A 13,723-nucleotide genomic window follows, 5' to 3' on the forward strand; every position below is an offset into this window, starting at 1 on the left:
TTGAAACGCATCAGCAAATTATGCTTCCTCTCCACTGCGATCGTCTTGGCACTCCTTGTCGTCTTTCCAGCCCATGCCTCGGAAAAAGCTCTCCGTCTCTTGAAACAGGCAAAATCCGAAGAAGATCCCTTGCGGAAGATTGAGATCCTGGATCAAGCACTGGAAGATCATTCTTTAAAAGGCGATTTGCTGTCGAGTCTTTTCCTTGAGCGGGCCTTTGCGTACAAAGCGCATAAGGATTGTTTTCGAGCCATACAGGATTTGGATTCATCCATGGCACATTCCCGCAAATCCTCTCCGGCTCTTTTGGAGAAGGTACACTGCCTCATTCTCTTGGACCAACTGGATGAAGCGAACCGTGTTCTGGAACCCGTGCTCTTTGCCGGTCCCGGCAATGCGAAGGCATATGTTCTGAAAGGGATGATTTACGAAAAAGAGGGATTTCTTTCAAAAGCGGAAGACGAGTATGCCAGAGCGCTTCAGTATGAGCCGAACTCTATCCTTGCATTGGACATGCATTCCAAGGCCTTGTTGAAAGCTGGAAAACCGCAGCAGGCCCTGGAGGATGTCAATATCTTAACCAAACTGTCGGCCAAGGACCCGGAAATATTCATGACCCGGGCCAGAATCCATACCAAACTGAAGAATTACTCTGCTGCTTTGGCTGACTATGCCCTTGTGGAAAATCTCCTGCCTGGAGACGATCGCGTTCTGAAAGAGAAGATTCTGGTTTACTTCAGGTCCGATCAGGCGCACAAGGCATTGGAAGCTCTCTCCATTGCCACGAAGAAAAGACCTGACGATGTCGAATTACTCGTATTACAGGCCAGGGCTTATATTCTTCTCAAGAATGCGGCCAATGCTCAGACGGTGTTGAAGCAGGCTCTCAAGAAGAACACGGCGTATGCGCCCGCGTATCTCTACCAGGGGCTCGTGCTCCGCACAGAAGACCCGGATACGGCACTGGCAAATCTCAACAGAGCCCTTGAACTGGATGGATCGTTGGTCGACGCATACAAGGAACGGGCTCGTATTTTCATCGATCTCAACGAGCCGGTCCGAGCAGCATCCGATCTTACCATGGCATCCCGACTGGATCCCGGTGACGGCGAAATATTTGCACTGAGAGGTCTCACGTGTATGCGGAGAATGTTGTACGATGCTGCAATTGCGGATTTCACCCGGGCTCTGGAGTGTTTGCCTGAGGACAGCCGTATCCTTTACGACAGAGCTGTTACCCATTTCCTCAAAGACGATCTGCAACAATCGAGCGCTGATGTGAACAGGATCTTACAAACAAAACCGGATGCTGCACGCGCATTGAGCCTCAGGGGAATACTCAACGTGCACTTCGGAAACAATGTTCAGGCACGGGCGGATTTCGACAAGTCCGTGTCTGTGAGTCCTCACGATCCGGTCGTGAGAAACAATCGAGGATTCTTCTTGTTCAAAATGGGGGATTATCGATCCGCTGCGGCAGACTTCAAGCGGGCTTCGACTTTGGATCCCGATTACGCCACAGCCCGATATAATCTCGGTCTGGCTAACAGCAGAGAAGAATCTCTTAATTCCCGGGAACAAGTCTCACCATGAAATTCAAGTTCAGAGCAATTCTCGCCGATCTTGACGGCACGATCAACCGAGGAAACCGATTGATCCCCGGAGCGGATCATGTGTACCGAAAGCTATCGGCTAATGGTTTTCAGTGGGTGTTCATATCCAATAATGCCATGCGCAAGGCCTCGGAAATCGCACAGAAGATCAGATTCCTCGGGCTCCCGATACAAGACAGTCAGGTGGTAACTTCCGCTTCGGCTCTCTTCCACACACTCTCGAAATATCACCGCGGCGCCAGCATCATGGCTATAGCTGAAGAAAGCCTCATCGCGGGAATTCAAGATTCCGGATGCACGATTACGACGGATCCTTTCGATACAGCCATAGTAGTCGTCGCTCGCGATTCGAGACTCACGTATGAAAAGATCGAAAACGCGTTTTTTGCAATTCAAAACGGAGCTCTCTTTTGGGCGACAAACACGGACCCGACATTCCCTGTTCCAGGCGGTTTCGTACCCGGAGCGGGATGCATGGTTGCCGCAGTTGCCGCCCCAGTAGGACGCCCTCCCGATCGCGTCTTCGGCAAACCGTTTTCCGATATAGCCGAAATTGTGATCGACCAGCTTGGGGTTCCCAGGGAGACTTGCCTGGTTGTGGGCGATAGAATGGACACGGATATTCTGTTTGCCAGGAACTCCGGATTCAAAAGCGCCCTGGTCCTGACGGGAGCCACGTCTAGAGAAGATTTGTCCCAATATACATATGCCCCTGACTTCGTGCTGGAAAGTATCGGAGACATAGAGAAAATATTGCCCCCGAAATGAGCCGGTCTTTTGTGTCCACAGCGAACCGGTGGTATAATTTAGGTAGCCGTAATTTCTATCCATTGCTGAAGATAGGAAAAGGTGCTCACATGGCTAAACGGGTGAAGATGTATGGAATTAGTACGTGCACCCATAGCAGGTGTGCGAAAGAATTTCTTAGCTTTCTCGGGGTAGAATTCGAGTGTACCGATCTGGATCTGATCTCCAAGGAGATGGCAGGTCTGCTCATGGAAGAAGTGAAGCGACTAAACGGTAGATGCTCGTTTCCAACGATCCTCATAGGTGACAAAGTCGTGGTCGGTTGTAGGAAAGAACTCATTCAGGAGGCGCTTGAGAATGACTGAAGCCGAAAAGCTCTATGATATGCTCAAGAAATATCAGGAGCAGAAAGGTTACTGTTTCAACGATGATAAGGAGAAGGTCCTGGAATTACTGGAGGCTCTTCTCGTGAACAAGAAGCGATACGGATATATGAGTTGCCCGTGTCGATTGGCCAAGAACGATCGACAGCAAGATAAAGACATCATCTGCCCATGCGTCTATCGCGAGCCGGATGTAGAAGAATATGGGAGTTGTTACTGCAACTTGTACGTATCCAGCGAATGGAATCGGAAAGAAATTCCTCAGGAGTATGTTCCCGAAAGGCGTCCCCTCGAATTGATGTTCTAATACACGTCCATCGGATTCCACATCGTATGACTCACTAGTAAGTGAGCCCTTCGGAGTGTCCGCCGGGTCTAAGGGATACGTCACTGCTCCTCATATACAAAGTGTGTAAACGGTGTCCAATTGCGAAAAGCACTTCTCCACAATTGGTGGGTGCCGTGCCTCCGTGCCGGCACATTTTCAAATACAAATCAACCAGTTCGGACCGGCAGGGATGTCGGCTCTAACCGTTCTTTTAAAGAACAATGTGTTCAAAAGGTCAGAGATATCAACTGCTACAGAATGAGGTCACCGAGGCAACGAGACGCGTTCTGCCTGCCTATTTCTTAACACAGCCTCTCACGTCTATGGCTCTCATAACTGAATCCAACTCTTTCCGGACGGCTCCCCTCCTCAGCTTATAGTTCTTGATACGGTCCATGTTTCCTGCTTCAACTGCTGAGCCGTACACGGCATCAATGGCCCTCAAATCATGCTGAAAATTCTCAGCCATGCGAATCAGTTCCGGACAGCTTTTTACAAGTAAATCTTCTGCCTGGCAATTACTGGAAAACGCGACGAACACGCAAACAAGTGCAAGACAAAGGCTTCGCATTTTCGGTCTCCTTTTCAAATGGCGCGAGGTGACTCCGCCTTATCTAGGAAGCGTTATATATCACAGTTTTCCAGATGTTACAAAATACTTATCAACCTAAATGAAGAAAATTGATACAATACCTTAAAATAAGTCAATGTTGAGGATAATGATACCATCGGTGCAAAGCGGTCCCCATCCGGAAATCGGGTCAGCGAATGCGGAAGAATTACTCGGCGATGAGAATAAGAGTTCCCATCAATCGTACGGGTCGAGACTGGTATTTACATCCGGGAATTTCAGGCCGCGAAACTCTCCACTGTCCAACCTCAGACAAACACTGCGGGGCCGGCCTTTTCCTTTGGCGAATTCTCTGAGTTGAGGATCCACCCACTCCCATGCTGTCTGCAGTGATTTCAGGGCTCCGGCAGGGGCAGGGATGGTGACTATCTCTCCATCGTCCCAGGCAAAGGTAACTGCTCCGGGGTGCATTTTTTCTATGATCTTGGTATCCCACTTGGATTCAGGGGTGCTCATATTTGTCTCCCTATCTGGTGAAGGTTTCAATCAAGATTGCGATGCCAGGATGATCTGTCCGGCCGCGTATACAGCGATGAAGACGCCGGCGTACATGTCCAAAGCTGAAAAACGGAGAGGCCTGAATTCAGAACGGGGCCGTCCCGGCTCAAAACCCCGTGCTGTCATGGCAAGTGCCACCGTGTCTGCTCTCCTGAAGGATGCAGAGAGTGCCGGAACCAGCACTGCAGCTAAATTTGAAGCTCGCGAAACCAGTCGTCCCCGGCCGAACTCTACTCCCCGCGCTTTTTGTGCTTCCACAATGGTGCGCACTTCCTGCTGCAGCAAAGGTATGAAACGCATAGCCAACAGCAGCACAATGCCGATGTCATCCACGGGAAACCGGTTGCGAAATCGGCGAGTAGCGGTGCTGAATCCCTTAGTTATGTCCAGCGGAGAAGTAGTCAGCGTGAAGCTCATAGACAAGACTATCGCCGCAGTGAGTTGGATGGTAAGTACAGCCGCTCTCTCCAAACCATCATATGTGAAAGGCAACCCCACGTTTCCTGGCGTTACAGGAGCACCTTCACGAACGAAAAGAATGTTGAGTATCAGCACGAGAAAAAGCATCCATTTGAACCGCCTCAGTGTTACCATCCACACGCCGTAACCCGCTTTGGATGAAACGGCCATTCCTACAGCACAAACGAGTGACACTGCAACATTCGTTGCGCTTGTCAGCGAGAACACCACAGTGAGTAAAACCAGCAGGCCTGCCAGTTTTGTTCTGGGATCCAGTCTGTGAAGGACTGATGTACCTGGAACAAAGCTGCCAATGAAGATGTCGTACGATCTCGTCACGGTTCTGCCCACTGCGTTAGATTGCCGATCTCGGGAGACTACACATGGAAATTATGGAGCGGCGTCTTGAGGTTATCCGCTTTTGCTGGTAACGTTTCCAGGGAAATTTCGATTTCCTCTGACTGCCAGTTTCTTGAAAGTCCGAATATCCAGCGAATGAGAACGATATCATGTCCGACAAAACAATTGAAGGTCTGACTTTACTGCAAAAGAGTTGCACGACTGTTTATCGTGACAGTCCGGAAGACGCCATTTTAGAGACTTTTCCGAACAAGTACCCGCACCGCAATTATGTTATCGAATTCGATTGTCCCGAGTTCACGAGTCTATGTCCGATAACGGGACAGCCGGATTTCGCCAAGATAAAGATTACCTATATCCCGGATCTCAAGTGTGTCGAATCCAAGTCCTTAAAGATATACCTCTTCTCGTTTCGCAACTGCGGAATGTTTCATGAAGAGATAACCAATAGAATCCTCGACGATCTCATTGCCGCATGCGATCCGCGCTGGATATCGGTAAGAGGAATGATGAATCCCCGGGGAGGCATCGGTATCGACGTGACGGCTGAGTATTGCCGCCCCGGTTTTGAAGGACCTACGAGCAAGTAGCCATTTATGAACTCCGTAGCTCCCGCACTGTTCAGTGCTACCGGCCTGAAATTCCGGATTGGATTTCAGAATGTATCCCCTGGCACGACTTTTGTACTGAACCAGGGCAAGACAGTGTGGATCTCCGGCCCTTCAGGCAAAGGAAAAAGCACGCTGCTTCGCACCATCGCAAGGCTTGCCGAACCTGCAGGCGGGGATATGTTCCTCCAGGGGATTTCCTGGCAAAATATTGCCGCTTTATCGTGGCGAATGCGAATAGTATATATTCAACAAAAGCCTGTTCTTTTCAGGGGCACGGTCTGTGAGAACCTGAGAAAGGCATTTTCCTTCCGTTGCAGATCTTCAGCCGTTTTTGATGAAAAAACCGCACAGTCCCTGTTATCAAGGCTTCTATTGCCTTCGGACATTATGGACAGAGATGCCATATCGCTTTCCGTGGGGGAGGGCGCTCGAGTCACTCTGGTGCGGGCTTTACTGGTGGATCCGGAGATTCTTCTCATAGACGAAATTACCGCCGCGTTGGACCGGGAAAGTCGTGATGAAGTGATATCGCTCATTCAGGAATGGTTGCTTGCCGATGGTCGAGGAGTCGTCGCAGTCTCTCATGACGATCGGCTTAAAGAATTATTGCCGGGCACTGAGATTGTTTTGGAATGAAGGTGTGGAGTCATGGAACCCTCGCACGTTATACCGATTTCGGACGCGCAGCTTGCCTTCAGCGCTCTCTTGGTCATTATTTCTGCGGGAGTATCCGCTGTCTTTCGCCTTGGATTAGTCACATCCTTACTCTGGGGCGCTATTCGCTGTTTTGTTCAGCTTACGGTCATGGGGTTTTTGTTGACCTGGATCTTCGCAACTCAAAACCCATTGGTGGTGATGATTGTCGTCGCTGTTATGTGCGGCATAGCGTCTCGGACTGCCACGAGAAGGACTCCCAACGTAATGGATTTCCCGGCTTTTTTGGCGTTCGTCTCGCTTGCGTCCAGTACATATCTGGTACTGGTAATCGTGTCTGCGGTAATTATCCGTGCGGACCCCTGGTATACTCCGCGAATTGCCATACCTATTGCAGGGATGATTCTTGGAAATGCCGCAAACGGGATAGCTCTGTCCATTGACAGGCTCTATGCTGAAGTCAGATCCAGGCGCGATGAGGTGGAAGCCTTTCTTACTCTGGGAGCAACGCGCTGGGAGGCAGTACAGGACTGCGTACGCGAGGCACTTCGAGCGGGAATGACTCCTGCCATCAACAGCCTTATGCTCGTAGGGCTTGTAAGTATTCCAGGAATGATGACAGGTCAAATTCTGGGAGGGGCTAATCCTGCGGAGGCAGCGCGATATCAGATCGTTGTAATGTTGATGATCTCTGCTGCTGTAGCTTTCGGCAGCATGATGCTCGTCGGAATCTCGTATATTCGCCTTTTTACCCGGGATGATGCATTACGTCCTGAACTCTCGACCAGCAAACACTAACGTTGTGTTATTTTTTTCGTTGATTGAGAAATCAGTAAAAATCGATCTTGTTCCCATATACAGCCATTTTTTGCTTGGGAATCCAGGTCTAATGGTGTAAGAATTCTGTGAGCACTTCCGGGTGTGTCAGTTTCATTTTGAAACTCGACCTGGAGAACCGACAAGCGATGCGGCCACGCAACTGAGTAGTGTCATAAAGGGGGGATACCGGTTCACCGAGGAATGTCCGAATAGCTGTTGCTGTATGGATGTTGGCACTCGTACAGACAAGGTTTATCCCTTTGATATACCGACAGCGACTGAAGAAGTGAGATCGGGGAAACGCTTCTTAACAAAGTGGAGCATCCCAAATCCTGCTGGTGGAAGCGCTTGGTACGAGACGGTTCGGCACGTCAGTCTTTCAGGTTCTAACACGCGATTCAATTCAAGGAGCGGTCCATGGAAAAGATTTGGCTGAAATCATATGCTCCGGGAGTACCCCCTGAAATCAAGTTTGACGAGATCCCCCTGGGCGAGGCTCTTGCGAAATCTGCCAAGAGGTTCCCGAACAATCCAGCCCTCCTGTTTCAGGGCACCACAATTACCTTCAAGCAGCTCGATGATATGGTTTCTCGTTTCGCTGCAGGGCTCAAAGGCCTGGGAGTGAAACCCGGCGACACCGTTGCCATGCTCCTCCCGAATCTCGTGCAGATGGTGGTCGCAACGTATGGAGCATTTAGAGCAGGAGCTGCAGTGGCATTGAATAATCCGTTGTATACGGATCGAGAGCTGGAGCATCAATACAATGATTCCGGCTCCACTATGCTCGTGTGCCTTGATGTGTTGATGCCGCGGATGATCAATCTCAGGCCGAAGACAAAGATCAAACAGTTGATCTCCTGCCACATCAGGGACTATTTGCCGTTTATAAAGAAGCAGCTCTTTCCCTTCGTGAGGAAAGGTATGCATCTGAATACCCCTGCCGGTCCGGATATTTATGAGTTCACCGATCTTGTCAAGAACAATGCTCCTATAAAGGAGCCTCACAAATCGAAGATGCAGGACACGGCGGCACTGATTTACACTGGAGGCACAACGGGAGTATCCAAAGGAGTGCAACTGACCCACGGTAATCTGTCGTACAATGTGCAGCAATGCCTCGCCTGGTTCCCCGGTTTCGAACAGGGAGGAGAAATAGCAATCGGTTGCCTGCCGTTTTTCCATTCATTCGGTCTCACGACTGCAATGAACATGTCCATCTACAATGGATGGGCTATCGTTTTGATCCCCAAACCCGAGCCACAGTCGATCCTGGAGGGTATCAGCAAGAGCAAAGCCACGTATATGCCTGCAGTGCCGACATTGTACAACGGTATGATCAATTTCCCGGATCTCAAGAAATACGATATTACATCACTAAAGGGATGCTTCTCCGGGGGGGCTCCACTCCCGCTAGAAACTATTAAGAATTTTGAGGCGCTCACGGGTGCGCAGATTTGTGAAGGTTACGGTTTGACCGAGTCTTCTCCTGTCACACATATCAACCCATTCGGCGCCAGAACAAAACCAGGAACCATCGGACTTCCCATTTCCAATACCAACGCCAAGATTGTGGATGTGGACGATTATACGAAAGAAATTACCGAACAGGGCCAGCCGGGAGAATTGTGCCTGAAAGGGCCGCAAATCATGACAGGATACATTAACAGGCCTGATGAAACATCTGCCACATTGAAAGAAGGCTGGCTCCTCACCGGCGACATCGCTATTTGCGATGAAGATGGTTTTTACAGCATTGTGGATCGAAAAAAGGATATGATCATCTCAGGGGGATTCAATATCTATCCTCGTGACGTGGACGAAGTCCTATTCACGCATCCCAAGGTCATGGAAGCATGCGTCATCGGCGTACCGGATGCCTATTCGGGAGAACGCATCAAAGCGTTCGTCGTGCTGAAGCCTGGTGAAAATGCGACACCGGAAGAAATTATCGAATTCTGCAAGAAGAATCTGGTGAAGTACAAAGTGCCCAAGTATGTCGAGTTCGTGGAAGAACTCCCCAAGAGTGCGGTAGGAAAGATTCTGCGAAAAGAGTTGCGACGCCTCGATCAGGCAAAATCTGCCAAATCATCATAAAGAATCGGGAGACCTTCTCATCGCAGAGAAGGTCTCCTGACTTCCGGTATCCTTCTCTGAACAGCTTCGCTCGTTAATTCCCGCAGAGCATCCGCTGCTATCCATCGAGCCGCTTTGGAATCCATGTTCCGGATTCGTTCCGCGCATTCTATGGCTGCCCGGTTCAAAACCACATTACGTTTTCCGATTTGCCTGAGTGCCCAGTTTACCGCTTTTCTTACGAAGTTCCTCTCGTCTGAAGATTCCCGTTTTATGATGGAAAAGAATCGCACGAAACGTTCATCCGGCTCTTTGTTCTCATGTACGGCCAAAGTCGCCATAAGAACGAATCCGGCTCTTTTCACCAATTCTTCCTGCTGTCTGCTCCATTCCAGAGCCTTGTCCCAGGCAAACGGAGTCTTGCGGAAAAAATTGTTGCAGCACTGATCGCAGACATCCCAGGAATCCAAATCTCTCACCCAGGAATCCATCTGCTCTTCAGTAAGCTCCGAGGGGACTGCAATCATAGAAGCGAGTATGCGTGCCTCATGAATGCCTGAATCCCATAACAAAATCGCCAACTGATGATTTCTTCTGACTTCACGAGCGATCTTTCGCAGGCGGGGAATGGAGATTCCGTATGTTTTCTCAGGACTGATACCGTAACGAGCCATTCCCAGGACTGCCTCCGGATTTCGGCATGACTCGAATGTCGCAAGAATCCATTCCATGAGCTCTTTGTTGCTGCGGTTTGGTAGTGATTTCTTCAAAATTTGCCTCAGTTCAGTCGCGAGGCTGATTTTCGGACGCCGGGTTTGGCGGCCTTGCGACGTTCCCGAGTGGGAGTCGTATTGTTCTGATGGCTAAGCACAACAGTTGCCACCTGTTCCGTATCAATGGAAAAAGGTTGATATCCTTTGTCGTTTTCCAGGACCTCTTTTAAGTAAAGCCCGGTATACGATCCGGGCGTCGCAGAGACTTGCTCGGGAGTCCCCTGAGCTATGATGGTGCCTCCTTCGTCTCCGCCTTCAGGTCCCAGATCGATGATGTGATCCGCAACTTTGATGACATCCATATTGTGCTCGATAACAACGACGGTGTTGCCGGCATCCACAAGGCTCATGAGAACATCCAGAAGCTTCCGCACGTCTGCGAAGTGCAAACCTGTAGTGGGTTCGTCGAGTATATACAGCGTTCTGCCTGTACTTCGTTTCGAAAGTTCACGGGAAAGCTTTATGCGCTGTGCCTCTCCTCCGGAGAGAGTCGTCGCGGCCTGACCGAGCTTGATATATCCGAGTCCTACTGCCTGAATTGTTTGTAATTTGTTGAACACGGAAGGAATATTGGCCATGAATTCTGCAGCCTGATTCACCGTCATATCCAATACTTCGGATATATTTTTGCCCTTGTAGCGAATGTCGAGCGTCTCTCGGTTGTATCGTTTCCCTTTACAGACCTCACATTTTACGTACACGTCCGGAAGAAAATGCATTTCTATCTTGATGATGCCATCACCTCTGCACGCTTCACACCTTCCACCTTTCACGTTGAAACTGTAGCGGCCCGGCTTGTAACCACGGACCTTGGATTCCGGTAGATTTGCGAATAACTCTCTGATGAAGGTAAACACGCCGGTATACGTGGCCGGATTCGATCGAGGAGTGCGACCGATGGGGCTCTGGTCTATATCTATTACTTTGTCCACCAGGGACATTCCTTCAATGGAATCGATCTCTCCGGCTTTATCTTTGCTCTTATAGAGTCGTTGTGCCAGTGCTCGGTAGAGAATATCCATGACCAGCGTGCTTTTTCCAGATCCCGAGACCCCGGTTATGCAATTAAACACACCTAAAGGAATCGCCACTTCAATATTCTTGAGATTATTTGCACGTGCACCTCGAATCGTAATCTTCTTTTTCCCTTTGGAACGTCTCTTCTTTGGTACCGGGATAAACTCGCGGCCAGAAAGGTACTTTCCCGTGAGCGAATCTTCGCTCTTGAGAATATCAGCCGGTTTCCCGGAGAAGACAATTTCACCTCCCATGCGACCCGCACCGGGCCCCATATCGATTACATGATCGGCATTCAGGATTGTCTCGGGGTCGTGCTCAACGACAAGAACGGAATTGCCCTGATCCCGTAAGTCCATTAACGTGGAGAGCAACCGACGGTTGTCACGCTGGTGCAATCCTATGCTCGGTTCGTCGAGGATATAGAGCACACCTACCAGAGACGATCCTACCTGCGTGGCCAATCGTATACGCTGCGATTCCCCCCCGGACAAAGTGGCCGAGGACCTGTCCAGAGTAAGATATCCCAGGCCCACTTTCTCCAGAAAACCGAGGCGGTCCCTTATTTCCTTAATGATACGTCTTCCGATTTCAGTTCGGCGGGCATCCAGCTTGAGATTTTCGACAAAACGAACAGTCTCCCTCACGGAGAGAGCAGTCAACTTGTGGATCGGCATATCTTCTATGAGTACGAACCGGGCCTCTTTCTTGAGCCTGGCCCCTTCGCAGGTCGGACAGGGAATGGAGCTCATGAATCGAGTGAATTCCTCGTCCAGCTCGTCTCTTTCGGATTCACGATATCGTCGTTCCAGGTTCGGTAAGACTCCCTCGAAACTCTTGCGAAAATAGTGTTTCCGGCCGTCACGTTCATAGGAGAAATCGATCTCTTCGTGTCCGGATCCGTGGAGAATGACTCCCTGCACTTTTTCGGAAAGCTTGCGGAACGGTGTATCCGAATTAAAACCATAGTGCTGTGCCAGAGCTTCAATCATCTGATAAAAGAAGATGGAGCCCCGTTTTTCCCAGGGTGCGATTGCCCCTTTTTTCAGAGAAAGATCCGGATCGGGAATCACAAGGTCAGGATCGAATCGTATCTTTACGCCGAGCCCCCCGCAGGTCTCACATGCGCCAAAAGGGTTGTTGAACGAAAACAGACGAGGTGACATTTCTCCCAGAGACACCCCGTGCTCCGGACAGGCGAACTTCTCACTGAACAGATGAACAGGTCCCCCCAACTCTTCGACCATGACGATGCCTTGACCGAGCTTCACAGCTTGTTCCATGGAATCAGTGAGGCGTTTCTCCACACCTTCTTTGATTACTAGCCGATCTACCACCACCTCAATAGAATGTTTCTTATTCTTCTCCAGTTGTATCTCATCCGAAAGACCCCGGAGTTGCCCGTCAATTTTCACCCTCGCATAGCCTTCCCGCTGCAGGTGCTGTAATTCCTTTTGATACTCTCCCTTCCTGCCGGTAACTATGGGAGCCAACAAATGCACTCGAGTCCCCGAGGGAAAACCGAGAACCTGATCGACCATCTGTTGGACTGTCATTGAACTGATGGGCCGTCCGCATTCCCAGCAATGAGGAACTCCGATTCGTGCGTACAAAAGACGCAGATAATCGTAGATTTCAGTGACCGTACCTACTGTAGAGCGAGGATTCTTGGAAGTAGTCTTCTGCTCGATGCTTATTGCAGGGGAGAGTCCTTCTATTAGATCGACGTCAGGCTTATCCATCATCTCCAGAAATTGCCTTGCGTATGCAGATAACGACTCCACATAGCGCCTTTGACCTTCTGCATAGATGGTGTCAAAAGCGAGAGTGGATTTTCCTGAGCCGGAAAGACCTGTTATTACGACGAGCTTGTCGCGAGGAATGTTAATATCGATATTCTTGAGGTTATGCTCCCGCGCACCCTTGATGATAATTTCTTTTGCTCCCACGATAAACCGAGTTCCCTGATCCGAGTCGATTCAACCCGAAAAATTGGGGCGAACACGCGTCCGCCGCTGTTTTTTCGTGCAACATTGCCGGCCTGTCGATTAATCGGGGGACATCCAATTTCCCCCGAAAGGCCTGGTAAGAATTAACAGCATGTGGCGGCTGGTGTAAAGGGGAGGGCCTCGGAACGCGCCGGAAACGGTCTTTCCCAGTGCTGAACTAACATTTTTACTATTTCTTCGGGAAGATGCACGAAAACTATAAACTATTGCTTGACTAACCCAGGGGGGCGTGTTATTTCGCCAGTGTTTCCGAGAGTCAGGCACGTCGGACCTCTCTCGGGTGTCTCACCTTTCCGCTAGGAGGTATGGTTATGTTGTTTTCTTTTTCCAATCCGGCCGATGGAGTCTCCGAACCTCCCGGTGACTTCAAAAGCAATTACCGCCACCTCAAACAAATCATTAACAAGGCCCTTAAAGAGGGGACGCCACTGGAGGAACTGAATCTTATCCCCAAAAACCGCTCCGGTAAACCGCAACGCCAACTATCGAGAGACGATCTTCTCAAACTTCTCCACGTGATCAGGAGAATCAAGACCAAGTATCAGAGGCTGTTGCAATCACCCGTGCCCAAGGAACTGGAACGAGATATCCTGGTAAAAGATCCTGCAGCGCGGCTTCCATGGGAAGAAGAAGCACTGGAAAAGATCGAGCAGTGGCGAAAAGACCTGAAATCGGTACAGGCTCAGGTCAGGAAAGAACTGAATGATCACCTCACTAGTCAGTTCTTCCGGGACATTTAAGACGAGGC

General features: G+C 49.9%; 14 protein-coding genes. 9 read left to right on the forward strand and 5 right to left on the reverse strand.

Annotated features, from left to right (window positions below; translation table 11 throughout):
- The 4 genes from DESTI_RS12315 (at nucleotide 1) to DESTI_RS12330 (ending at nucleotide 3,050) form a co-directional block, all read left to right on the forward strand.
- Nucleotides 1–1,593 carry a tetratricopeptide repeat protein gene (locus DESTI_RS12315; protein WP_014810292.1) on the forward strand — a complete coding sequence of 531 codons (1,593 nt, stop codon included), beginning with the start codon at nucleotides 1–3 and terminating at the stop codon, nucleotides 1,591–1,593.
- A complete protein-coding gene (locus DESTI_RS12320) occupies nucleotides 1,590–2,381 on the forward strand; it encodes an HAD-IIA family hydrolase (protein ID WP_014810293.1) in 792 nt (263 codons plus the stop codon). The genes DESTI_RS12315 and DESTI_RS12320 overlap by 4 nt, the downstream gene beginning before the upstream one ends.
- Nucleotides 2,382–2,470: 89 nt before the next feature.
- Nucleotides 2,471–2,725: a glutaredoxin family protein gene (locus DESTI_RS12325; RefSeq protein ID WP_041287073.1), complete on the forward strand. Its 255-nt coding sequence runs from the start codon at nucleotides 2,471–2,473 to the stop codon at nucleotides 2,723–2,725.
- Complete coding sequence (locus DESTI_RS12330; protein WP_014810295.1) at nucleotides 2,718–3,050, forward strand: ferredoxin-thioredoxin reductase catalytic domain-containing protein; 333 nt, start codon at nucleotides 2,718–2,720, stop codon at nucleotides 3,048–3,050. Before DESTI_RS12325 ends, DESTI_RS12330 begins: the two co-directional genes overlap by 8 nt.
- Before the next feature lie 316 nt (nucleotides 3,051–3,366).
- Here the strand turns inward: DESTI_RS12330 and DESTI_RS12335 are convergent, their stop codons facing one another.
- From DESTI_RS12335 to DESTI_RS12345, 3 genes are all read right to left on the reverse strand, one after another.
- Nucleotides 3,367–3,642 (reverse strand): hypothetical protein, encoded by a 276-nt coding sequence (locus DESTI_RS12335; protein WP_014810296.1) that lies wholly within the window; start codon nucleotides 3,640–3,642, stop codon nucleotides 3,367–3,369.
- Nucleotides 3,643–3,879: 237 nt separating this feature from the next.
- Nucleotides 3,880–4,158, reverse strand: coding sequence for a hypothetical protein (locus DESTI_RS12340; protein ID WP_014810297.1), 279 nt, complete (start codon nucleotides 4,156–4,158; stop codon nucleotides 3,880–3,882).
- Between the two features lie 30 nt (nucleotides 4,159–4,188).
- Nucleotides 4,189–4,998 carry an energy-coupling factor transporter transmembrane component T family protein gene (locus tag DESTI_RS12345; RefSeq protein ID WP_157212155.1) on the reverse strand — a complete coding sequence of 270 codons (810 nt, stop codon included), beginning with the start codon at nucleotides 4,996–4,998 and terminating at the stop codon, nucleotides 4,189–4,191.
- A gap of 170 nt (nucleotides 4,999–5,168) precedes the next feature.
- Between DESTI_RS12345 and queF the strand changes: the two genes are divergently transcribed.
- The 4 genes from queF to DESTI_RS12365 all read left to right on the forward strand — a co-directional run bounded on the left by queF (nucleotide 5,169) and on the right by DESTI_RS12365 (nucleotide 9,197).
- Nucleotides 5,169–5,609, forward strand: a complete 441-nt coding sequence (queF, locus tag DESTI_RS12350; RefSeq protein WP_014810299.1) for a preQ(1) synthase — start codon at nucleotides 5,169–5,171, stop codon at nucleotides 5,607–5,609.
- A gap of 6 nt (nucleotides 5,610–5,615) precedes the next feature.
- On the forward strand, nucleotides 5,616–6,266 hold the full coding sequence (locus tag DESTI_RS12355) for an ABC transporter ATP-binding protein (protein ID WP_014810300.1): 651 nt from the start codon (nucleotides 5,616–5,618) through the stop codon (nucleotides 6,264–6,266).
- A 12-nt stretch (nucleotides 6,267–6,278) separates the two neighbouring features.
- On the forward strand, nucleotides 6,279–7,082 hold the full coding sequence (locus tag DESTI_RS12360; protein WP_014810301.1) for an ABC transporter permease: 804 nt from the start codon (nucleotides 6,279–6,281) through the stop codon (nucleotides 7,080–7,082).
- Between the two features lie 438 nt (nucleotides 7,083–7,520).
- Nucleotides 7,521–9,197, forward strand: coding sequence for a long-chain-fatty-acid--CoA ligase (locus DESTI_RS12365; RefSeq protein WP_014810302.1), 1,677 nt, complete (start codon nucleotides 7,521–7,523; stop codon nucleotides 9,195–9,197).
- Nucleotides 9,198–9,214: 17 nt separating this feature from the next.
- Here DESTI_RS12365 and DESTI_RS12370 read toward each other — a convergent pair whose 3' ends face one another.
- On the reverse strand, nucleotides 9,215–9,946 hold the full coding sequence (locus DESTI_RS12370; protein ID WP_014810303.1) for a DNA alkylation repair protein: 732 nt from the start codon (nucleotides 9,944–9,946) through the stop codon (nucleotides 9,215–9,217).
- An 8-nt stretch (nucleotides 9,947–9,954) separates the two neighbouring features.
- Nucleotides 9,955–12,915, reverse strand: a complete 2,961-nt coding sequence (gene uvrA / locus DESTI_RS12375; RefSeq protein ID WP_014810304.1) for an excinuclease ABC subunit UvrA — start codon at nucleotides 12,913–12,915, stop codon at nucleotides 9,955–9,957.
- 371 nt (nucleotides 12,916–13,286) lie between these two features.
- Between uvrA and DESTI_RS12380 the strand changes: the two genes are divergently transcribed.
- A complete protein-coding gene (locus DESTI_RS12380; protein ID WP_014810305.1) occupies nucleotides 13,287–13,715 on the forward strand; it encodes a hypothetical protein in 429 nt (142 codons plus the stop codon).
- Nucleotides 13,716–13,723: the final 8 nt, after the last annotated feature.

The organism is Desulfomonile tiedjei DSM 6799 (assembly GCF_000266945.1).
GTDB classification, from domain to species: domain Bacteria; phylum Desulfobacterota; class Desulfomonilia; order Desulfomonilales; family Desulfomonilaceae; genus Desulfomonile; species Desulfomonile tiedjei.